At 71.3% G+C, this 20,243-nt stretch carries 18 protein-coding genes and 1 riboswitch; of the genes, 13 read left to right on the top strand and 5 right to left on the bottom strand.

Annotated features, from left to right (window positions below; all coding sequences use genetic code 11):
- Positions 1-5: 5 nt before the first annotated feature.
- Complete coding sequence (locus tag MVG78_RS08705) at positions 6-509, top strand: pyridoxamine 5'-phosphate oxidase family protein (RefSeq protein WP_247560029.1); 504 nt, start codon at positions 6-8, stop codon at positions 507-509.
- Positions 510-527: 18 nt separating this feature from the next.
- Here MVG78_RS08705 and MVG78_RS08700 read toward each other — a convergent pair whose 3' ends face one another.
- From MVG78_RS08700 to MVG78_RS08685, 4 genes are all read right to left on the bottom strand, one after another.
- Positions 528-1,403 (bottom strand): 3-hydroxybutyryl-CoA dehydrogenase, encoded by an 876-nt coding sequence (locus MVG78_RS08700; RefSeq protein ID WP_428480782.1) that lies wholly within the window; start codon positions 1,401-1,403, stop codon positions 528-530.
- An 89-nt stretch (positions 1,404-1,492) separates the two neighbouring features.
- Complete coding sequence (locus MVG78_RS08695; protein WP_247560027.1) at positions 1,493-2,431, bottom strand: electron transfer flavoprotein subunit alpha/FixB family protein; 939 nt, start codon at positions 2,429-2,431, stop codon at positions 1,493-1,495.
- A gap of 16 nt (positions 2,432-2,447) precedes the next feature.
- Positions 2,448-3,197, bottom strand: a complete 750-nt coding sequence (locus MVG78_RS08690; RefSeq protein WP_247560026.1) for an electron transfer flavoprotein subunit beta/FixA family protein — start codon at positions 3,195-3,197, stop codon at positions 2,448-2,450.
- A 173-nt stretch (positions 3,198-3,370) separates the two neighbouring features.
- The gene (locus MVG78_RS08685) at positions 3,371-3,565 is read right to left on the bottom strand and encodes a twin transmembrane helix small protein (RefSeq protein WP_247560024.1); all 195 of its coding nucleotides are present in this window, start codon (positions 3,563-3,565) and stop codon (positions 3,371-3,373) included.
- Between the two features lie 627 nt (positions 3,566-4,192).
- On the opposite strand from MVG78_RS08685, the gene MVG78_RS08680 reads away from it, so the two are divergent.
- The 4 genes from MVG78_RS08680 (at position 4,193) to MVG78_RS08665 (ending at position 10,465) form a co-directional block, all read left to right on the top strand.
- The gene (locus MVG78_RS08680) at positions 4,193-6,268 is read left to right on the top strand and encodes a mechanosensitive ion channel family protein (protein WP_247560022.1); all 2,076 of its coding nucleotides are present in this window, start codon (positions 4,193-4,195) and stop codon (positions 6,266-6,268) included.
- Between the two features lie 240 nt (positions 6,269-6,508).
- On the top strand, positions 6,509-6,805 hold the full coding sequence (locus MVG78_RS08675) for an ACT-like domain-containing protein (RefSeq protein ID WP_247560020.1): 297 nt from the start codon (positions 6,509-6,511) through the stop codon (positions 6,803-6,805).
- A 95-nt stretch (positions 6,806-6,900) separates the two neighbouring features.
- Positions 6,901-7,022, top strand: a riboswitch (TPP riboswitch).
- 86 nt (positions 7,023-7,108) lie between these two features.
- Complete coding sequence (gene thiC, locus MVG78_RS08670; protein WP_247560018.1) at positions 7,109-8,938, top strand: phosphomethylpyrimidine synthase ThiC; 1,830 nt, start codon at positions 7,109-7,111, stop codon at positions 8,936-8,938.
- Between the two features lie 135 nt (positions 8,939-9,073).
- Complete coding sequence (locus MVG78_RS08665; protein ID WP_247560016.1) at positions 9,074-10,465, top strand: GntP family permease; 1,392 nt, start codon at positions 9,074-9,076, stop codon at positions 10,463-10,465.
- Between the two features lie 22 nt (positions 10,466-10,487).
- Here the strand turns inward: MVG78_RS08665 and MVG78_RS08660 are convergent, their stop codons facing one another.
- Positions 10,488-10,748: a hypothetical protein gene (locus MVG78_RS08660; RefSeq protein WP_247560014.1), complete on the bottom strand. Its 261-nt coding sequence runs from the start codon at positions 10,746-10,748 to the stop codon at positions 10,488-10,490.
- 251 nt (positions 10,749-10,999) lie between these two features.
- Here MVG78_RS08660 and MVG78_RS08655 point away from each other — a divergent pair, with 251 nt between their 5' ends.
- The 8 genes from MVG78_RS08655 to MVG78_RS08620 all read left to right on the top strand — a co-directional run bounded on the left by MVG78_RS08655 (position 11,000) and on the right by MVG78_RS08620 (position 20,137).
- A complete protein-coding gene (locus MVG78_RS08655) occupies positions 11,000-12,463 on the top strand; it encodes a cytochrome ubiquinol oxidase subunit I (RefSeq protein WP_247560012.1) in 1,464 nt (487 codons plus the stop codon).
- 6 nt (positions 12,464-12,469) lie between these two features.
- Positions 12,470-13,504: a cytochrome d ubiquinol oxidase subunit II gene (gene cydB / locus MVG78_RS08650; RefSeq protein WP_247560010.1), complete on the top strand. Its 1,035-nt coding sequence runs from the start codon at positions 12,470-12,472 to the stop codon at positions 13,502-13,504.
- Complete coding sequence (locus MVG78_RS08645; protein WP_247560008.1) at positions 13,488-13,637, top strand: DUF2474 family protein; 150 nt, start codon at positions 13,488-13,490, stop codon at positions 13,635-13,637. Before cydB ends, MVG78_RS08645 begins: the two co-directional genes overlap by 17 nt.
- Before the next feature lie 110 nt (positions 13,638-13,747).
- Complete coding sequence (locus MVG78_RS08640; RefSeq protein WP_247560006.1) at positions 13,748-14,890, top strand: FAD-dependent oxidoreductase; 1,143 nt, start codon at positions 13,748-13,750, stop codon at positions 14,888-14,890.
- Positions 14,891-15,023: 133 nt separating this feature from the next.
- Positions 15,024-16,616, top strand: a complete 1,593-nt coding sequence (crtI, locus tag MVG78_RS08635; protein ID WP_247560004.1) for a phytoene desaturase family protein — start codon at positions 15,024-15,026, stop codon at positions 16,614-16,616.
- Positions 16,617-16,629: 13 nt separating this feature from the next.
- Positions 16,630-18,225 (top strand): phytoene desaturase family protein, encoded by a 1,596-nt coding sequence (locus tag MVG78_RS08630; RefSeq protein ID WP_247560002.1) that lies wholly within the window; start codon positions 16,630-16,632, stop codon positions 18,223-18,225.
- Between the two features lie 5 nt (positions 18,226-18,230).
- Positions 18,231-19,013 (top strand): lysophospholipid acyltransferase family protein, encoded by a 783-nt coding sequence (locus MVG78_RS08625; RefSeq protein ID WP_247560000.1) that lies wholly within the window; start codon positions 18,231-18,233, stop codon positions 19,011-19,013.
- Positions 19,010-20,137: a glycosyltransferase family 2 protein gene (locus MVG78_RS08620; RefSeq protein WP_247559998.1), complete on the top strand. Its 1,128-nt coding sequence runs from the start codon at positions 19,010-19,012 to the stop codon at positions 20,135-20,137. The genes MVG78_RS08625 and MVG78_RS08620 overlap by 4 nt, the downstream gene beginning before the upstream one ends.
- The last annotated feature ends 106 nt before the right edge of the window (positions 20,138-20,243 follow it).

The raw sequence follows: 20,243 nt of genomic DNA, 5'->3' as shown, positions 1-20,243 counted from the left end.
CGCGCATGGCCGAGACACGCAGTGACCAGGATGCCCGGAACAAGGTCTGGGAGATGATCCGGTCCATCAAGGTGGCGACCATGGTGACGCTGGATGCCCAGGGCCATTTCCGGGGGCGGCCGATGTGGGCGCAGCAGGAGAGCTTCGACACCACCCTGTGGTTCTTCGCCCGCAAGGATTCCCCCGTGGTGCGGGAGATCGCCGCGGATGCGCGGGTGCTGCTCGCCTATGCCGCGCCGGACAAGCAGGACTATGCCAGCCTGTCCGGGGAGGCGAGGAGCCTCACCGACCCCGCGAAGCAGAAGGCGCTCTGGAGCGAGGGGATGCGCGCCTGGTTCCCGGAAGGGCCGGAGGACCCCTCGCTGGTGCTGATCGCGGTGGAGGTGGCGGGCGCCGAATACTGGGACGCGCCGTCCTCGAAGATGCTGCACGCCTTCGGCTATGTGAAGGCCATGGCCACGGGCAGGCCGCCCCAGGATGGCGAGAACGCGAAGGTCAGCTTCGCCTGACAGGCGGCGCGGGGCGCCTCACCGCGAAGGCTTCGGCGCTTCGCCCGAATGGTCGTAGAAGCCCTTGCCCGTCTTCCGGCCCAGCCAGCCGGCATCGACATACTTCACCAGCAGGGGCGCGGGCCGGTACTTGCTGTCGCCCAGCCCCTCATGCAGCACCCGCATGATCGAGAGGCAGGTGTCCAGACCGATGAAATCGGCCAGTTCCAGCGGCCCCATCGGCTGGTTGGTGCCGAGCTTCATGGCCGTGTCGATGGAGACCACGTCGCCCACCCCTTCCTGCAGCGCGGTGATGGCCTCGTTGATCATCGGCATCAGGATGCGGTTGACGATGAAGCCCGGATAATCCTCCGCCATGGCGGTGGTCTTTCCGAGGCGCTTCGCCAAGGCCTCCACCGCCTGCGCGGTGGCCTCCTCCGTGGCGATGCCGCGGATCACCTCCACCAGCTTCATCACCGGCACCGGGTTGAAGAAGTGCATGCCGATGAAGCGCCCCGGCCGGTCCGTCGCGGTGGCGAGCCGGGTGATGGAGATGCTGCTGGTGTTGCTGGCGAGGATCGCCTCCGGCTTCAGCTTCGGGCAGAGGCCCTCGAAGATCTTCCGCTTCAGCTCCTCGCGCTCGGTCGCAGCCTCGATCACGATGTCGCAGCCGCCCAGCGCCGCTATGTCGGTGCCTGCGGCGATGCGGCCCAGCGCCGCCTCCTTGTCGGCGGCCTGGATCGTGCCCTTGGCGACCTGCCGGTCCAGGTTCTTCGCCATGGTGGCGCGCGCCTTCTCCAGCGCCGCCTCGCTGACATCCACCAGGGTCACGGAGAGGCCGGACACGGCGCAGACCTGCGCGATGCCGTTGCCCATCTGCCCGGCACCGATCACGCCGACGGAAGCGATCTCCACAGCCTCATTCTCCCTCAGATGGTGTCGTGGCCGAACCCGGGGCGCGGGGGACGATCCCCGCCCCGGGTTCCGCAGTCGTGGTCCCCCACTCAGGCCTTGTCGAGGGCGGCGGTGAGTTCGGGGACGACGGTGAAGAGGTCGCCGACGAGGCCGTAGTCGGCGACCTGGAAGATCGGCGCCTCCTCGTCCTTGTTGACGGCCACGATCACCTTGCTGTCCTTCATGCCGGCGAGATGCTGGATCGCACCGGAGATGCCGAAGGCCATGTAGAGTTCCGGCGCCACGATCTTGCCGGTCTGGCCCACCTGGTGGTCGTTGGGGGCATAGCCCGCATCCACCGCCGCGCGGGAGGCGCCGACCGCGGCCCCCAGCCGGTCGGCCAGCTTGTCCAGGATCGCGAAGTTCTCCGCCGACCCCATGGCCCGGCCGCCCGAGATCACCACCCGCGCCGCCGTCAGCTCCGGACGCTCGGACTTCGCGATCTCGGCCCCCAGGAAGGAGGACACGCCCGGATCGGCCACCGCCGCCGCGCTCTCCACCGGGGCCGAGCCGCCCTCGGCCGGCACCGGGTCGAAGGAGGCGGCGCGCACCGTCAGCACCTTCTTCGCATCCGCCGACTTCACGGTCGCCAGCGCATTGCCCGCATAGATCGGCCTCACGAAGGTGTCGGCATCCACCACGCCGGAGATGTCGCTCACCGGCTGCACGTCCAGCAGCGCGGCGGCGCGCGGCATCACGTTCTTGCCCACCGCCGTCGCGGGCGCCAGCAGGTGCGAATAGCCGGGCGCCAGCGCCACCAGCAGCGCCGCCAGCGGCTCGGCCAGCATGTGCCCGTCGCCCTCGGCATGCAGCACCCTGGCGATGCCCGGGATGGAAGCGGCGGCCTGCGCCACGGCGGCGGGGCCGGAGACCAGCAGGTGCACCTCGCCGTTCCCCCCCTTGGCCAACTTCTGGGCCGCGGCGATGGCGGAGCGGGTCGGCTGGTTGACATGGGTGCCGTCGTGATCGGCCAGAACCAGGACGCTCATCTCAGATCACCCCCGCTCAAATGACTTTTGCTTCGTTGCGCAGCTTGTCGACCAGTTCGGCCACGGAGCCCACCTTCACCCCCGCCTTGCGCTTCGGCGGCTCCTCCACCTTCAGCACGCTCAGCCGCGGGCTCGCATCCACGCCCAGATCGGCGGGCTTGACCGTCTCGATCGGCTTCTTGCGCGCCTTCATGATGTTGGGCAGCGAGGCATAGCGCGGCTCGTTCAGCCGCAGGTCGGTCGTCACCACCGCCGGCAGCTTCAGCGACACCGTCTCCAGCCCGCCATCGATCTCGCGCGTCACCCTGGCCACGCCGTCCGCGACCTCGACCTTCGAGGCGAAGGTGCCCTGGCCCCAGCCCAGCAGCGCCGCCAGCATCTGCCCGGTGGCGTTCATGTCGTCGTCGATGGCCTGCTTGCCCATCACGATCAGCCCCGGCTGCTCGCGCTCCGCCAGTGCCTTGAGGATCTTGGCCACCGCCAGCGGCTCGACCACGCCCTCCTGCTCCACCAGGATGCCGCGATCGGCCCCCATGGCCAGCGCCGTGCGGATCTGCTCCTGCGCCTGGGCGGGGCCGACCGAGATCGCCACGATCTCCGTCGCGATGCCCCGTTCCTTCAGCCGCACCGCCTCCTCGACCGCGATCTCGTCGAACGGGTTCATCGACATCTTGACGTTCGCCGTCTCGACGCCCGTCCCGTCCGACTTCACCCGCACCTTGACGTTGTAGTCCACCACCCGCTTCACGGGCACAAGCAGCTTCATCGTGTGTCCAGCCGTTTCCCGAAGACGATGACGGGGCCAGTGCCCGCCGGAGGATCGGCCCGCGCATCGGCGGGCCAGGTGCCGCGGACCATAGGGCGGGGGGTTACAGGCTGGCAAGGCGCCGCGCCCGCCCCGGTGGCCTGCCAGGGGTGGCCCGCCGGGGTCCCGCGCCCCTAGTGGCGCGTCAGCAGGAGGAGCAGGGCGAAGAGCCCCAGCGCCAGGGCCTGGAGCGCCACGCGCCAGCGCATCAGCCGGTTGGACCGTTCCCCATTCCCACCCCCGCCCACCATGCCGATCATGCCGGCGAAGAGGACACCGAGCGTGGCCAGCATGGCGATCGCCGTCAGGATGGTGAGGAGCGTGATCATGCGATCAGAGTTGTGCCGGAACGGCCGGAGCGCAACGCCCCCTGACCCCATGCGCATAGAGTCGGCGCGGGTGTCCCCGGCGGCATCCGGCCGAGACCCCGATTGGTCGAGACCCGATTGACCGGCGCGGCGCGGCGCGGTCCAAGGCGCCACCATGCCCCGCCGCCCCCTTGCCAGACTTCTGGCCCTGCTGCTCCTGGCCAGCCTGTCGCTGACCCTGCCCCTGACCGGATCGCAGGCACTGGCCCAGATGGTGCCGGCCGAGCCCCTGCCGCCGGCCCAGCCGGTGCCCCCCGCCCCGGCACCCGCCCCGGCTCCTTCTCAGGCCCGGCCCGCCGAGGCTCCCCCGGCACCGCGCCCCGCCCCGGCACCCGCCCCGGCACCCGCCCATGGCAGCGGCCAGACCGCCGGCCCGGGCCGCGCCGCCAGCCTGCCCCCAGGCGAGGCCGAGCGCATGCTCGGTGTGCTGCGCGACGAAACCCGCCGCAACGAGCTGATCCGCAGCCTGGAAACGCTGGGCGCCGCCGAGCGGGCCAGGCGCGAGGGTGGCGCACCCGCCCCAGCCGAGGCGTCCGGCCAGGTTGCGCCGCCCCCGCCTCCGCCGCCCCGCCCGCGGAAGGAACGGCCGTGCCCGCGCCGGCCGAGGCCGCCCCTGCCGCGGAGGTCCCGGCCAGTTCTCCTGCCAGTTCCTCGGCCAGCTCCGTGGTGGTGCCGAACAACCTGGTCGGCCAGATCGCCAGCGGCGCGGCCGAGCGCCTGCGCCACATGCTGGGGCAGGTCGTGGCAGGGGCCCGGGTGCTCGCCGACCTGCCGGCCGTGGCCTCCTGGGCTTCCGGCGTGGCGCGCGACCCGGTGGCGCGGGTGCGCATCACCGATGCCGCCTGGAAGATGCTGCTGACCTTCGGCCTCGGCGTGCTGGCGGAGATCGTGGTCTATCACCTGCTGCGCGTGCCACGCCGGAGGCTGGACGCCATGGCCCCGGCGCCGGGCGACCGCTGGAACTGGCTGCGCCGCGTGCCCATCGTGGCCGGGCGCCTGATGCTGGACCTGCTGCCGGTTCTGGGCTTCGCGCTGGTCGCCTATCCGATGGTGGATGCGGTGCATCCCCTGCCCACCACGGAGCTGGTGCTGCTCACCGTCAACAACGCCTATGTGCTGTGCCGGGCCGTCATGATGGCCTCCCGCATGCTGCTCTCGCCCGCCTCGGCGCATCTGCGGCTGATCCGCATGCCGGACGAGACGGCGGCCTATTTCACCCGCTGGCTGCGGCGCATCGTGGGGCTCTCGGTCTTCGGCTATGCCCTGGCCGAGGCCAGCCTGCAGTTCGGCGTTCCCTGGGCGGTGCATGACGGCATCATCCGGCTGATCATGCTGCTGGTCTCGTTGATGCTGATTGTCGTTGTGGTGCAGAAGCGCCACGTCGTGGCCGGGCTGCTGCGCGCCCCGGAGCTGGCGCCCGGCGAGGAGCCCACCGGCTCCCGCGCCGCGCTGCGCACGCTGCGCGACCGGCTGGCCGAGATCTGGCACATCGTGGTGATCCTCTGGCTCATCGCCCTGTGGGGCGTCTGGGCGCTGGATGTGCCGGACGGCTTCTCGCGCCTGCTGCGCGGCACCGGGGCGACGCTGCTGATCCTCGGCGCGGCGAAGGGGCTCGATGTCGGCCTGCGCCAGCTTCTCGACCGCACCATGGCGCTGCCGGCCGGCTTCGCCGCCCGCTATCCCGGGCTGGAGCTGCGCGCCAACCGCTACGCGCCCCTGCTGCGGCGGCTGGTGAGCACGGTGCTGACCGTGGCGGCCCTGCTGCTGCTGATGGAGGCCTGGGGCATCAGCGCCTTCGCCTGGTTCACCCAGGGGCGGCTGGGCTCGCGCATCCTGTCCGCGCTCGGCTCCATCGGCGTCAGCACGGCGGTGGCCATCCTGGTCTGGGAGGTGGCGAACAGCGCCATCGCGCGCCAGCTCACCCGGGCCTCCCGCGAAGGCCAGGCGGCCCGCTCCGCCCGCGTGCGCACCCTGCTGCCGATGATGCGCACGGCGCTGATGATCGTGATCCTGATCTTCCTGGTGCTGAACGTGCTGAGCGAGATCGGCGTCAACGTGGCGCCGCTGATCGCCGGCGCCTCGGTCGTCGGCGTCGCCATCGGCTTCGGCTCGCAGACGCTGGTGAAGGACGTGGTGACCGGCCTCTTCCTGCTGCTGGAGGATGCGGTGGCGGTGGGCGACAGCGTCACCCTCGGCACGCCGCCGCAGACCGGGGTGGTGGAGCGGCTCTCGATCCGCTCCATCCGCCTGCGCGCGGTGGACGGATCGGTGCACATCATCCCCTTCTCCTCCGTCACCTCCGTCACCAACATGACCCGCGACTTCGCCTTCGCCATGCTGGAATTCTCGCTCTCCTACGGCGAGGACACGGACCGCGTGGCCGAGGTGCTGCGCCAGATCGCGAAGGAGATGCGGGGCGAGGCGCGCTGGAGCACGGCGATCCGCGACGACATGGACGTCATGGGCGTGGAGCGGCTGCTGGAGACCGGCGTGGTGCTGCGCGCCCGGCTGAAGACCGAGCCCTCGCAACGCGCCCCGGTGGCGCGGGAACTGAACCGGCGCATCCAGGCGAGGTTCGAGGAGCTGGGCATCGTCATCCCCTCCCCCTGGCGCAAGACGGTCCAGGAGGAGGACCAGATGCATGCGGCGGGCGCGAGTGCCTGAAGCTGGCCATGCTCCCGGCGCAGGCCAGCTCCGCGCCGGATTTGCGCGCACCGCCTGTACAGCGGCCCGGAGGCCGGCCTAGGCTTCCCGGCATGACGGTCTGGACCTCCACGCGGCGAATTATCCGCCCGGTCGCCTGAGCGCCGCCCGAGGGTTTTCCCCTCCGAGGCGGGCGAAGAGCGGCCGGGACACTGATCCGTCACCCCTCTTCGCCGTGCTTTTCCGGAGGCCCTCAGAGCCATGTCCGAGTTCCTTTCCCTTGCCGTCGCCGCCCGCTTCAGCCTGCTCGCCGAACCCTCTCCCGGCCTGCTGCCACGCGCCATGCAGCCCTTCGCCAAGCGCGACCTCGTGCCCGACCATTTCGCCTCGCATCGCGAGGGCGGCACGCTGCGCCTCTCCTTCGGCATGAAGGCCATGCCGGCGGAGATGGTGAACCTCGTGCGCGGCGACCTCGCCCGCCTCGTCGGCGTGCTGGACCTCCAGGTCGAGCAGGGCGACGCGGAGCGCGGCCCGGCCGTCCTCGCCGTCGCCGCCTGAGCGCGCCCCACACGGCGCTGTCGCGGTAAGGCACACGAAGCCGCGAGACCGGCCTCGCCCGTTGACAGCCATCGCGCCGCGTGGCCCTGATGCGCGCATGTTCCAAGGGGGGTCCCGGTTCAGGGGCTGAGATAGCGCTGGGGCTTCCGCCCGCCGCGCTGACCCTTCGAACCTGATCCGGGTCATGCCGGCGAAGGGACAGGAACGGGCCGCCACGGCCGGGAATCATCCGTAGGCGCCCCACCCGACGTCAGATTCTTGAACCCGGGTCTCCGACCACACGCAGGTTCAGGAGATCCGACCATGCCAGACAGCCTCCCCCCGAAATCCCCCGCCCCGATCGGTGAGGTCGTGACCGGCCCCATCCCGGGTTCGCGCCGCGTCTATGTGGAATGCCCCGCGCGCGGCTTCCGCGTGCCCTTCCGCGAGATCGCGGTGCACCCCTCCGCCAACGAACCTCCGGTCACGCTCTACGACGCCTCCGGCCCCTATACCGACCCCGAGGCGAAGGTGGACATCGCGGGCGGCCTCCCCCGCATCCGCGACGCCTGGGTCCGCGCCCGGGGCGATGTGGAGGAGACCGAGGGCCGCGCCATCCGGCCGGAGGACAATGGCAATGTCTCCGACAGCCACCGGGTGCCGCAGTTTCCGGGCCGCATCCGCCCGCTGCGGGCCAGGGCCGGTGCGGCGGTGACGCAGATGGCCTATGCCCGCCGCGGCATCGTCACGCCGGAGATGGAGTTCGTCGCGATCCGCGAGAACATGCGGCGCGAGATGCTGCGGCAGATCATCCGCGACGGCGAGGATTTCGGCGCCAGCATCCCGGACGTGGTGACCGCGGAATTCGTGCGCGACGAGATCGCCCGTGGCCGCGCCATCATCCCGAACAACGTGAACCATCCGGAATCCGAGCCGATGGCGATCGGCCGGAACTTCCTGGTGAAGATCAACGCCAATATCGGCAACTCGGCGATCAGCTCCTCGGTGGCGGAGGAGGTGGACAAGATGGTCTGGGCGATCCGCTGGGGCGCCGACACGATCATGGACCTCTCCACCGGCCGCAACATCCACGACACGCGCGAATGGATCCTGCGCAACTCCCCCGTGCCCGTCGGCACCGTGCCGCTGTACCAGGCGCTGGAGAAGGTCGGCGGCGTGGCCGAGGACCTTTCCTGGGAGGTGTTCCGCGACACGCTGATCGAGCAGGCGGAACAGGGCGTGGACTATTTCACCATCCATGCGGGCGTGCGCCTCGCCCATGTGCCGCTCACCGCGCGGCGTGTCACCGGCATCGTTTCGCGCGGCGGTTCGATCATGGCGAAGTGGTGCCTAGCGCATCACAAGGAGAGCTTCCTCTACACCCGCTTCGAGGAGATCTGCGAGATCATGCGGGCCTATGACGTCGCCTTCTCGCTGGGCGACGGGCTGCGCCCGGGCTCTATCGCCGATGCCAACGACGCGGCGCAGTTCGCCGAGCTGGAAACGCTGGGCGAGCTGACCCAGGTGGCGTGGAAGCACGACTGCCAGGTGATGATCGAGGGCCCCGGCCATGTGCCGATGCACAAGATCAAGGCCAACATGGACAAGCAGCTCGCGGTCTGCGGCGAGGCGCCCTTCTACACTCTCGGCCCGCTCACGACCGATGTGGCGCCGGGCTACGACCACATCACCTCCGCCATCGGCGCGGCGATGATCGGCTGGTTCGGCACGGCGATGCTCTGCTACGTCACGCCGAAGGAGCATCTGGGCCTGCCGGACCGCGACGACGTGAAGGCCGGCGTGATCGCCTACAAGATCGCCGCCCATGCCGCCGACCTCGCCAAGGGCCACCCCACGGCGCGGGCCTGGGACGACGCGCTGAGCCGCGCGCGCTTCGAGTTCCGCTGGGAGGACCAGTTCAACCTCGGCCTCGATCCGGAAACGGCGCGCGCCTATCACGACGAGACCCTGCCCAAGGAGGCGCACAAGGTCACGCATTTCTGCTCCATGTGCGGGCCCAAGTTCTGCTCCATGAAGATCAGCCAGGACATCCGCGACGAGGCCATCCGCGCCGCCGCCGAGGAAGGCATGGCCGAGATGGCGGAACGCTTCCGCGACGGCGGCAGCCAGATCTACCGTCCCGCCGCGGAGTAGGGGCCGCGCGCCGGGGCGGGGCACCACCCCCTGCCCCGGCCCCTGGATCGTCTCGCGGGCGGTCACATGGCTGCCCTGCTTTGACACGGATTCCAGGCTGCGGGAGCTTCCACCCGGACTGGTGGAGAGATGCCCATGACAACGGCCTGGAACAGCGGCGACACGCTTCTTCTCATCGCCGTCGCCGTCGCGCTGGGCGCGATCGTGCTGCTGATCGCCTGGGGCCGGATCGCTGCCTTCCTCGCCATCATGCTCGGCGCCGGCGTCTTCGCCGCGATCACCGGCCTGCCGATCGAGAGGCTCACCCCCGCCTTCGAACACGGCGCGGGCGGCGTGCTGGGCGATATCGGCGTGGTGATCGCGCTCGGGGCCATGTTGGGCGGGCTGCTCACCGCCGGTGGCGCGGCCGACCGCATCGTGGACGGCGTGCTGCGGCACGCCACGGCGCGCAGCCTGCCCTGGCTGCTGGCCCTGGTCGCCATGCTGATCGGCCTGCCGCTCTTCTTCGAGGTCGGGCTGGTGATCATGATCCCGATCATCTTCGCCATGGCGCAGAAGACGAAGCTGCCGGTGATGCAGGTCGCCATCCCCGCTTTGGCCGGCATGACGACATTGCACGCGCTAGTGCCACCTCATCCCGGGCCGCTGATCGGCATCGCGCAGCTCCATGCGGATCTCGGCCTGACCCTGGGCTTCGGCCTGCTGGTCGCGCTGCCGGCGGTGGCCCTGGCCGGGCCGCTCTACAGCCATGTGATCGTGCGCATCCCCTCGATGCGGGAGGCCGGGCAGGCCGCGACGCAACGGAAGGAGGAGCAGCATGGCGAGAGCTGGGTCACGCCGGGCTCCCGCCCCTCCTTCACCCTGTCGCTGGTGGTGCTGCTGCTACCGGTCGCTCTGATGCTTTGTCGCACCGTGGCGCAGGTGGCACTGGCGCCCGGCGCGGCGCGGACCCTGCTGGAGGCCGTCGGCGCCCCGATCGTGGCCCTGGCGACCAGCGTGGTTTTCGCCGCCATCGCCCTGGGCTGGGCGCGCGGCACCACGCGCACAGAGGTGGGCAAGGTGATGAGCGCCGCCCTGCCGCCCATCGCCATCCTGCTGCTGACCATCGGCGCGGGTGGCGGCTTCAAGCAGGTGCTGGTGGAGGCCGGCATCACCGGCACGCTCGGCAAGATCGCGCAGGACACCGGCATGCCGCTGGTGCTGCTGGCCTGGCTGATCGCCGTCTGCCTGCGCCAGGCAACCGGCTCCGCCACGGTGGCGACCACGGCGGTGGCCGGACTGATGGCCCCGCTGGTCGGCGGCTTCGGCCTGACCCCGGCGCAGACCTCCCTGCTGGTGCTGGCGATCGGCTCGGGCTCGGTCTTCTTCTGCCACGTCAACGATGCGGGCTTCTGGATGATCCGGGAATTCTTCGGCCTGCGCCTCGGCCAGACCGTCTGGGCCTGGTCGGTGCTGCAGACCATCGTTTCCGTGACCGGCCTCGTGCTGACCGCCCTGCTCTGGGGACCGGCGGGCTGGATGGGCTGACGCGAGGGGGGCCGCTTCCCCCTCACCGCTGCGCGGCGAGGAGGGCCATCATCGGCCGGTCCATCTCCTCCGCCAGGGCGGGCTGCGCCGCTCCCTGTTCCGCCGCCCAGCGGGCGAACCAGCCGAAGCCGCAGCCGAGATCGACGACGCGCCGCCCGCGCAGATCCGGCAGCATCGCCTGGATGGCGGGCCGTTCGGGCGCGCCGTCCAGCCCGTGGACGGAACGGTCCAGGCGACTGTAGCCACGGAAGAATTCCGGGTCGTCATAGATGTTCTGGGCCATCTCTCTCTCCATGATGCCCTCTTTCAGGGAGTCGGGGGCGGAGCATGACAGGCTGCGCGACGCGCTCGCCATCCGCCGGCCCGATGCGAAGGACAGGGCGGTCTCCATCGCGCCCGGCCCTGGGGAAGCCGGGGGAGCCATTCCCGGAAAAGAGGGCTGATGCGCCAGCCCTCGCGTTTGTGACCCATCCCGCACCGCCCACCGCGCTCAACTGCCGGCGCGCGATGCCCGAATCCGTGGAGCCCCCGCCCATGATCGAGTCCCTGCTGCCCAGCGCGCTGGACCTCGCCCGCTTCCAGTTCGCCTTCGTCGTGGTCTGGCACTTCCTCTTTCCCGCCTTCACCATCGGCCTCGCCTCCTACCTCGCGGTGCTGGAGGCACGCTGGCTCTGGACGGGGAATGCCGTCTATCTCGACACCTTCCGCTACTGGCTGAAGATCTTCGCCGTCGCCTTCGCCATGGGCGTGGTCTCGGGCATCGTCATGTCCTACCAGTTCGGCACCAACTGGTCGGAGCTGTCGCGCCTGGCGGGGCCGATCCTCGGGCCGCTGCTGGGCTATGAGGTGCTGACCGCCTTCTTCCTGGAGGCCGGCTTCCTCGGCGTGATGCTCTTCGGGCTGGAGCGCGTGGGCAAGGGGCTGCACTTCACCGCCACCTGCCTCGTGGCGCTCGGCACCTGCTTCTCCGCCTTCTGGATCCTCTCCGCCAATTCCTGGATGCAGACGCCGCAGGGCTTCAGCCTCGCGCCCGATGGCAGCTTCCATCCGGAGGACTGGTGGGCGATCATCTTCAACCCTTCCTTCCCCTACCGCTTCCTGCACACCGTCACGGGCGCCTATCTCACCACCGCGCTGATCGTCGGCGCGGTCGGCGCCTTCCATGTGCTGCGGGAGCGGCGCAACGACACGCTCGGCACGCGGGAGGCCAATCCGCGTGCCCGGGTGATGTTCTCCATGGCGATGTGGATGCTCACCATCGTGGCGCCCATCCAGGCGGTGCTGGGCGACCTGCATGGTGGCAACACCTTCCACCACCAGCCCGCCAAGCTCGCCGCCATGGAGGGGCATTTCGAGACGGAGCGCGGCGCCCCCGCCATCCTCTTCGGCATTCCCTCGGCGGAGGAGGAGCGGACGCGGTTGCAGATCGGCATCCCGAACCTCGCCAGCCTCTACCTCACCCATAGCTGGACCGGCGAGGTGCGCGGGCTGAAGGACCTGCCGCGCGACCACTGGCCGACCAACATCCCGCTGGTCTTCTTCGCCTTCCGCGTCATGGTGGCGCTCGGCCTGCTGATGATCGCGCTGGGGCTCAGCAGCCTCGTGCTGCGCCTGCGCGGGCGGCTCTACGACACGCCCTGGCTGCTGCGCGCTGCCATCGCCATGGGCCCCGCCGGGCTGCTCGCCGTGACGGCGGGCTGGATCGTGACGGAGGCCGGGCGGCAGCCCTTCACCGTCTATGGCCACCTGACGACGGCCCACAGCGTCGCGCCGGTCGGGGCGCCGGCCGTGGCCACATCGCTCGTGGCCTTCGCCATCGTCTATTTCGTCGTCTTCGGCGCCGGGATCTGGTTCCTCTTCCGCCTCTTCTCGCAGACGCCGCAGGCGCAGGAGGAAGGGCCGCCCACCGACAAGCCGATCCGCTCGGCGGGTACCACCCCCGCCCCCTCGGCCCAGCACGGTGCCGATCCGCGTCCCCAGATCCAGCCGGCGGAGTGAGGCGAGATGCTCGACCCCCATGTCCTGGCCTTCATCTGGGCCTTCCTCATCGCCGTCGCGGTCTTCGTCTATGTCTGCCTCGACGGCTTCGACCTCGGCGTCGGCATCCTCTTCCCGGTCATGCCGCGCAAGGAGGACCGGGACGTGGCGGTGAACAGCATCGCCCCGGTCTGGGACGGCAACGAGACCTGGCTGGTGCTGGGCGGTGTCGGGCTGATGCCGGCCTTCCCGCTCGCCTTCTCCATCATCCTGCCGGCGCTCTACCTGCCGGTCATCCTGATGCTGCTGGCCCTGGTCTTCCGCGGCGTCTCCTTCGAGATGCGCTTCCGCGCCGCCAACGAGACGCAGCAGAGATGGTGGGACCGCGCCTTCTGCTGGGGCTCCTACGTCGCCACCTTCTGCCAGGGCATCGCCCTCGGCGCCTTCGTGCAGGGCATCCATGTCGAGAACAACGCCTATGCCGGCGGCTGGTGGGACTGGCTGACGCCCTTCTCCGTGCTCACCGGCCTGGCGCTCGTCACCGGCTACGGCGCGCTCGGCGCCTGCTGGCTGCTGTGGAAGACGGAGGGCGCGCTGCATGACCGCGCCCGGCACCAGGCGGGCAGCATGATGGCGGTGGTGCTGTTCTTCATCCTCGTGGTGTCGGTCACCATGCCCTTCCTGCAACCCGCCTTCGCGGCGCGCTGGCTGAGCTTCCCGAACATCATCCTCGCCGCCCCGGTGCCGGTGATCGTGCTGGTCCTGGCCTGGCTGTATTTCCGCGCGGTGCGGGATGCGGACCAGCATGGGCTCTGGGCGGATGCGAAGCCCTTCGTGCTGGCGCTGGTGATCTTCCTGGTCACCTATATCGGCTTCGGCATCAGCATGTACCCGCATATCGTGCCGCCCTCGGTCACCATCTGGCAGGCGGCGGCGCCGGCCTCCTCGCAGATCTTCCTGCTGGTCGGGGCCCTGGTCATGCTGCCGATCGTGCTGGGCTACACGGGCTATGTGTACTGGCTGTTCCGTGGCAAGGTCCGGGCCGGTGCCGGTTATCACTGACGGGCGCGGCCCCGGGGGAACGCCGCCCGGCGGGCGCTGGCGGCGCCTCGGCTGGTTCGTGCTGCTCTGGCTCTGCGGCGTGCTGACGGTGGGTGCCGTGGCCTTCCTGCTCCGCGGCCTGCTGCATCCCTGAGGGCACGCACCCCACGGCTTCCGCACGCCGCCGTCCTGGTCCAGCCTTCCGCGCCCGGCGCTGATTCGCACCGGGCGGGACGGCGTCACCGGCAGGGGGAGCAGCGTGGCATGGCAGGGATCGGAAAGGCGCTGGTGGTCGGCGGCGGCATCATGGGGCTCTGCTCCGCCTGGACACTGCACCGGGCGGGCTGGGCGGTGGAACTGCTGGAGCAGGATGGCTGCCCCAACCCGCGCGGCTCCTCGGTGGACCATCACCGGCTGATCCGCCACGCCTATGGGGCGGAGGCCGTCTACATGCGCATGGTGGACCGCGCCCACCGGGCCTGGGACCGCCTCTTCGCCGCCATCGGGGAGGCGCCCTACATCCCCACTGGCACGCTGATGCTGGCGGATGCGCAGGACAGCTGGCTGGCCGCCAGCCGCGCCGCCCTGGCCCCGGCGGGGCACCGGCTGGAGGAAATCCCGCCCGCCGGCCTCACCGCCCGCTTCCCCATGCTCGACCCGGCCGGGCTCGCCGAGGCGGCCTTCCTGCCCAGCGGCGGGGTGCTGCTGGCGGAGCGCATCGTGGCCGGGCTGGCGCGGTACCTGGGGGCCTCCGGCGTCACGCTGCGCCGGGCGCGGGTGGAGGCGGTGGACCCCGCCCGGGGGCAGGTACGGCTCGCGAACGGCACGGTGGCGGGCGCCGACCTCCTGGTCCTGGCGGCCGGCCCCTGGACCGCCGCCCTGCTGCCGGAACTCGCTCCGCGCGCCACGCCCTCGCGCCAGATCGTGGTCTTCCTGGAGCCGCCCGCCGCACACCGTGCCGCCTGGGAGGCCGCGCCGATGCTACTGGACCTCTCGCCCAGCGGCGGCTTCTATGCCGTGCCGCCGGTGGCCGGCACGCCGCTGAAGATCGGCGACCACCGCTTCTCGATGCGCGGCGATCCGGAGGACCCGCGCGAGGCCAGCGCGGCCGAGGCGGAGGAAATCCTCGCCCTCGCCCGCCCGCGCCTGCGCGATGCCGCGGGCTACCGGGTGCTGGGCGCCCGGGCCTGCTACTATGAGGTCTCGCCGGAGGAACGCATCACCCTGGCCCGCCCGGGGGAGCATTGCCTCGCCCTCTGCGGTACCTCCGGCCATGGCTTCAAGTTCGGCCCGGTGCTGGGCGACGCCCTGGCCGCCGCGGCCGCCGGGCCGGAACACTTCCCCGCCCTCGCCGCCTGGGTGGCCGGGCAGGCCGAGCTGCCGCCGCACCTCCTCCCCACCGGCTGAGCGCCGGACCGGGTCACGAAAACCGGAGCATGGCCCGTCCCAAGGCGATGCGGGTCTTGCGGGCCGCCGGTTCGCACGAACATGGACGGTTCACCACCCGTTCCCCTCGCCCGTCCGGATCCAGCGCCACACGATGAACGCTCCCCTCTACACTCCCTCGATCCGGGCCGACCGTCCACAGGCCGTGGTCATCGGCGCCGGGCCGGGCGGCCTCGCCGCCGCGATGCTCCTGGCCGCGCGGGGGGTCCGCGTCACCGTGCTGGAGAAGGACGGCGTGATCGGCGGGCGCAACCGGCGCCTGGAGACGCCGGGCGGCTACCGCTTCGACCTGGGGCCGACCTTCTTCCTCTATCCGCGCATCCTGGAGGAGATCTTCCGCGACTGCGGCGCCGAACTGCGCGACGAGGTGGAGCTCCTGCGCCTCGATCCGCAATACCGGCTGCTGTTCGAACAGGGCGATGGCGGCGTCACGCTGGACGCGACCTCCGACCTGCCGCGGATGGAGGCGGAGATCGCGAAGCTCGACCCGCGCGACGCGGGCAACCTGCGCCGCTTCCTGGCCGACAACCGCGCCAAGCTGAAGAGCTTCCGCCCGGTGCTGGAACGGGCCTTCACCCGCGCCAGCGACATGATGGCGCCGGAGCTGTTGCGCGCCCTGCCGCATCTGCGCCCGGCGAAATCCGTGGATGGCGACATGCGGCGCTTTTTCCGAGACCCGCGCACGCGCCTCGCCTTCTCCTTCCAGACCAAGTATCTCGGGATGAGCCCCTATCGCTGCCCGAGCCTCTTCACCATCCTGAGCTTCCTGGAATACGAGCACGGCGTCTTCCACCCGCGCGGCGGCTGCGGCGCGGTGGCGCTGGCGATGGCGCGCGTGGCGGAGCGCCTGGGCGCGGAGATCCGCCTCGACAGCCCGGTGGACCACATCCGCTTCGAGGGCCGCCGCGCGCGCGGCGTGGAGAGCGGTGGGCGCCGCTTCGACGCAGACGCGGTGGTGATGAACGCGGATTTCGCCCATGCCGCGCCGCGCCTGATCCCCGACCATCTCCGCCGCCGCTGGCCGGACCGCAAGATCGCGACGGCGCGCTATTCCTGCTCCACCTTCATGCTCTATCTCGGTGTGGAGGGGACCTTCCCGCAGCTCGCGCACCACAGCATCCTGCTGGCCGAGGATTACGAGCGGAACCTGCGCGAGGTCGGCGAGGGCACGCTGCCGCAGACTCCTTCGGTCTATCTGCAACATGCCGGCGCCACGGAGGACGGCATGGCCCCGCCCGGCCACAGCGCGCTCTACCTCCTCGTCCCCGTGCCCAACCTGCGGGAGGGCGATGCCCGTGGCCTGGACTGGAACCAGGCGGCCGGCCACTACCGGGAACTGGCGCTGGACCGCGTGCGGAAGCTCGGCATCGGCGACCTGCGGCCCCGCATCCGCTACGAACGCATGGTGACGCCCATGGACTGGCGGGACGAGTTCTCGGTGGGCTTCGGCGCGACCTTCAACCTCGCGCACGACCTGCGGCAGATGCTGGCCTTCCGACCCGGCAACCGCTTCCATGACGTGCAGGGTGTATACCTCGTCGGCGGCGGCACGCATCCGGGCTCCGGCCTGCCGGTGATCTACGAAGGGGCGCGCATCAGCGCCGATCTCTGCCTGCGCGACCTGGGCCTGCACGGCGTGGACACGCGGCTGCACGGCGCGATGGCCGCCACGCCGGCGGAAGCCTGAGGAGGGAGGGACGATGGCACGGGTGGTGGTGATCGGCTCCGGCCTGGGCGGCCTCGCCGCGGCGGCGGTGGCGCAGGCGCGCGGGCATCAGGTGACGCTCTTCGACAAGAACCCCTGGCTCGGCGGCAAGGCGGCGGTGCTGGAACTGGAGGCGCCGGACGGCACCGGCCGCTTCCGCTTCGACATGGGGCCGACCATCCTGACCGTGCCGCGCGTGCTGCGGCGGATCTTCGCCGAGGCCGGGCGTGACCAGCAGGCGGAACTGCCGCTGATCCGCCTCGACCCGCAATGGCGCTGCTTCTTCGAGGATGGCACGCGCATCGACCTGCGGGAGGACGTGCCCGCCATGGCCCGTGCCATGGAGGATTTCGCGCCGGGCCGGAATCTCGGCCCAGGCTACGAGAAGTTCCAGAAGCTGGCCCGGCACCTGCATGGCGTGTCGGAGAAGTTCTTCTTCTGGAAGCCGGTCGAGGATCTCTTCGACACGATCGACTGGAAGAGCAACATGCAGCCCGGCACGATGAAGGACGTGCTGAGCCTGCGCATGGGACAGAACGTGGCGAAGGTCATCCGCCACCACGTGCCGGACGAGCGCCTGGCGCAGATGCTGGACCACTACTGCCAGTATGTCGGCTCCAACCCCTACAAGGCCCCGGCGGTGCTCTGCTCGATCGGCGACATGCAGGCGAGCGAAGGCGTCTGGTATCCCGTCGGCGGCACGCGCGCCGTGGCGGAAGGGCTGGCGAAGCTGGCGGCCGGCCTCGGCGCCGACCTGCGCCCGGGCGTGGAGGTCACCGGCTTCGACATCCAGGACGGTCCAGGGGGAAAAAGTGTGAAGGGCGTCGTCGCGGGCGGCAAGCGCATCGCCTGCGATGCCGTCATCTCCAACATGGATGCCATCCGTACCTACCGGGAACTCGTCGGCGGCGAGACCGGCCGGAAATACGCGCGCAAGGGCTACGAGCCCGCCTGCTCCGGCGTGGTGCTCTATCTCGGGCTGCGGAAGCGCTACGAACACCTCGCCCACCACGACTTCGTCTTCTCCCGCGACGCGGAGGAAGAGTTCGACAGCATCTACCGCAAGGGCGAGCCGGCGCCGGACCCGACCGCCTATCTCGCCGCGCCCTCCGCCAGCGACCCTTCCGTGGCGCCGGAAGGCGGCGAGGCGCTCTACGTCCTCGTCCACACGCCTTATCTGCGCCCGCATCACGACTGGTCGAAGATGCTGCCCGCCTACCGGCAAACCATCCTCGGCAAGCTGAAGCGCAGCGCCGGGATGGAGGATATCGAGGAGCGCATCGTGGTGGAGCGCGCCCTGACGCCGCAGGACATCCACGACCGATACAAGGTGCTGAACGGCGCCATCTACGGCCTCGCCTCGCACGGCACCTTCCTCGGCGCCTTCAAGCCGGGCAACCGTTCGCGCGCCGTGAAGGGCCTCTACCTCGCCGGCGGCGCGGCGCATCCGGGACCCGGCATGCCCATGGTGATGATGTCCGGCTGGATCGCGGCGGATGCGCTGGACCGCGACCTCGGCGGACGCGGCATGGGCGAGGCGGCGGAACGGGCGGGATTGCGGGAGGCCGACATGCCCCAGGCGGCCGAGTAGCCGCCATGGCGGAGGACCCGCTCGCGCTCTACGACGCGCGCTGGCACGGCTTCTTCCGCCGGGCCTTCACCCGCTTCGGCCGCCGCCACATGCGGGCGCTGCGCCTCGCCCGCTGGGGGCAGCCCGATCCCGGCCCGCCCGGCACGGTGCTGGTGGTCTTCGCCAACCACCCCTCCTGGTGGGACGGGGTGGCCTTCATGCTGCTCTCCACCGCCCTCTTCCCCGGCCAGCGCATCTTCATCCCGATGGAGGCGGAGGCCCTCTCCCGCTACCGCTTCATGCGGCGGCTCGGCGTCTTCGGCGTGGAAAGCGGCACGCCGCGCGGCGCGGCGGCCTTCCTGCGCACGGCGCGGAGGGTGCTGTCCGTGCCGGGCCATGCCCTGTGGATCAACGCGCCCGGCCGCTTCCAGGATGTGCGGGAACGGCCTGTCACCATCGTGCCCGGCCTGCTGCGCCTGCCGGAACTCGCCCCCGCCGCGCGCTTCCTGCCGCTGGCGCTGGAATACCCTTTCTGGACGGAGCGTAAGCCCGAGATGCTCGCCGGTTTCGGCCCCCCCATCCCCGGCGCCGAGCTGGCGGCGATGACCCGCGACGAACGCGCGGAGCGGCTGCGCGCGGCGCTGACCGCCACCATGGACCGGCTGGCCGGGGATGCCGTCGCGCGCGACGCCGACCGCTTCACCACCCTGTTGCAGGGGCGCGAAGGCATGGGCGGCGCCTACGACCTCTGGCGCCGCCTGCGCGCCCTGGCCGGCGGGCGCCATTTCGACGCGCGGCACGCCCGATGAGCCTGTCGCTGTTCCTGCAGGGCGCGGCCCTGGCGCTGGTGCTTTTCCCGGTGGGCATGGCCCTGCTCAACGCCGTCCTGCTGCCGCGCCCGGAGGCGCCGGACCGGGGCAGGGAACCGGCGGGCGACCTGGTCTCCATCCTGATCCCCGCCCGCGACGAGGCCGCCCATATCGCCGCCTGCGTCGAGGCCGCCCTGGCCTCCACCGGCGTGGCAGTGGAGGTGCTGGTGATGGACGACGGTTCCCGCGACGGCACCGCCGCCATCGTGGAAACGCTGGCAACGCGCGACCCGCGCCTGCGCCTGCTGCGCGCCCCGCCCCTGCCGCCGGGCTGGACCGGCAAGGTCCATGCCTGCGCCCGCCTCGCCGAGGCCGCGCGCGGCGGGCACCTGCTCTTCATCGACGCCGATGTGCGCCTCGCTCCCCAGGCCGCCGCCGCCCTGGCCGCCCATCTGCGCCGGCACCGGCTGGCCCTGGCGAGCGGCGTGCCCCGGCAGGAGATCGGCACGCTGGGCGAAGCGCTGACCGTTCCGGCGATCAACCTGCTGATGCTGGGCTACCTGCCCGGCGCCGGGCGTGCCTTCACCCGCCACCCGGCGCTCGCCGCCGCCTGCGGGCAGCTCATCCTGGTGGAGGCCGGCGCCTATCGCGCCAGCGGCGGCCATGCCGCGCTGCGCGGCGTGCTGCATGACGGCCTCGCCCTCGCCCGCCGCCTGCGCGCCGCCGGCCACCGGACGGAAGTGGTGGCGGGTGCGTCTCTCGCCACCTGCCGCATGTACCGGGGCTTCCGCGAAAGCTGGAACGGCTTCCTCAAGAATGCCCGCGAAGGCATGGCGACGCCGCTCGGCCTGCCGGTCTGGACGGTGGTGCTGTTCGGCGGCCATGTCCTGCCCTGGCTGCTCCTGCCCGCCCCCTTGGCCGGGCTGGCCCTGCTGCTGGGCTACGCCCTGCGCGGCCTGATCACCTGGCTGTCCCGCGAGCCCTCCTGGACCATCCCCCTCCACCCCGCCACCGTGCTGGTGGCCCTGGCGATCCAGTGGACCGCCCTGGTCCGCTCCGCCCTCGGCCACCGCGCCGCCTGGAAAGGCCGCGCCTACTCCGCCGGTGGCGGGGCTTTCGAGTGATCGGGCCGGGCGCTCCGGGAAGGGCCCTGCCCTCCCCGGACCCCACCCGCCCAGGGACGTTAGTCCCTGGGAACCCTGTGAGCGCTCCGCGAGGAGGGAGATTGGG

The organism is Roseomonas gilardii subsp. gilardii (genome assembly GCF_023078375.1).
In the GTDB taxonomy this organism is placed as follows: domain Bacteria; phylum Pseudomonadota; class Alphaproteobacteria; order Acetobacterales; family Acetobacteraceae; genus Roseomonas; species Roseomonas gilardii.
This window is presented reverse-complemented; position numbering and strand designations above follow the sequence as displayed.

What these genes read in the sequence shown, in the direction of transcription:
- MVG78_RS08705 (WP_247560029.1), top strand. Translation starts at nt 6, where the DNA reads ATGGCCGAGACACGCAGTGACCAGGATGCCCGGAACAAGGTCTGGGAG.
- MVG78_RS08695 (WP_247560027.1), bottom strand. Translation starts at nt 2,431, where the DNA reads ATGAGCGTCCTGGTTCTGGCCGATCACGACGGCACCCATGTCAACCAG.
- MVG78_RS08690 (WP_247560026.1), bottom strand. Translation starts at nt 3,197, where the DNA reads ATGAAGCTGCTTGTGCCCGTGAAGCGGGTGGTGGACTACAACGTCAAG.
- MVG78_RS08685 (WP_247560024.1), bottom strand. Translation starts at nt 3,565, where the DNA reads ATGATCACGCTCCTCACCATCCTGACGGCGATCGCCATGCTGGCCACG.
- MVG78_RS08675 (WP_247560020.1), top strand. Translation starts at nt 6,509, where the DNA reads ATGTCCGAGTTCCTTTCCCTTGCCGTCGCCGCCCGCTTCAGCCTGCTC.
- thiC (WP_247560018.1), top strand. Translation starts at nt 7,109, where the DNA reads ATGCCAGACAGCCTCCCCCCGAAATCCCCCGCCCCGATCGGTGAGGTC.
- MVG78_RS08665 (WP_247560016.1), top strand. Translation starts at nt 9,074, where the DNA reads ATGACAACGGCCTGGAACAGCGGCGACACGCTTCTTCTCATCGCCGTC.
- MVG78_RS08660 (WP_247560014.1), bottom strand. Translation starts at nt 10,748, where the DNA reads ATGGCCCAGAACATCTATGACGACCCGGAATTCTTCCGTGGCTACAGT.
- MVG78_RS08655 (WP_247560012.1), top strand. Translation starts at nt 11,000, where the DNA reads ATGATCGAGTCCCTGCTGCCCAGCGCGCTGGACCTCGCCCGCTTCCAG.
- cydB (WP_247560010.1), top strand. Translation starts at nt 12,470, where the DNA reads ATGCTCGACCCCCATGTCCTGGCCTTCATCTGGGCCTTCCTCATCGCC.
- MVG78_RS08640 (WP_247560006.1), top strand. Translation starts at nt 13,748, where the DNA reads ATGGCAGGGATCGGAAAGGCGCTGGTGGTCGGCGGCGGCATCATGGGG.
- crtI (WP_247560004.1), top strand. Translation starts at nt 15,024, where the DNA reads ATGAACGCTCCCCTCTACACTCCCTCGATCCGGGCCGACCGTCCACAG.
- MVG78_RS08630 (WP_247560002.1), top strand. Translation starts at nt 16,630, where the DNA reads ATGGCACGGGTGGTGGTGATCGGCTCCGGCCTGGGCGGCCTCGCCGCG.
- MVG78_RS08625 (WP_247560000.1), top strand. Translation starts at nt 18,231, where the DNA reads ATGGCGGAGGACCCGCTCGCGCTCTACGACGCGCGCTGGCACGGCTTC.
- MVG78_RS08620 (WP_247559998.1), top strand. Translation starts at nt 19,010, where the DNA reads ATGAGCCTGTCGCTGTTCCTGCAGGGCGCGGCCCTGGCGCTGGTGCTT.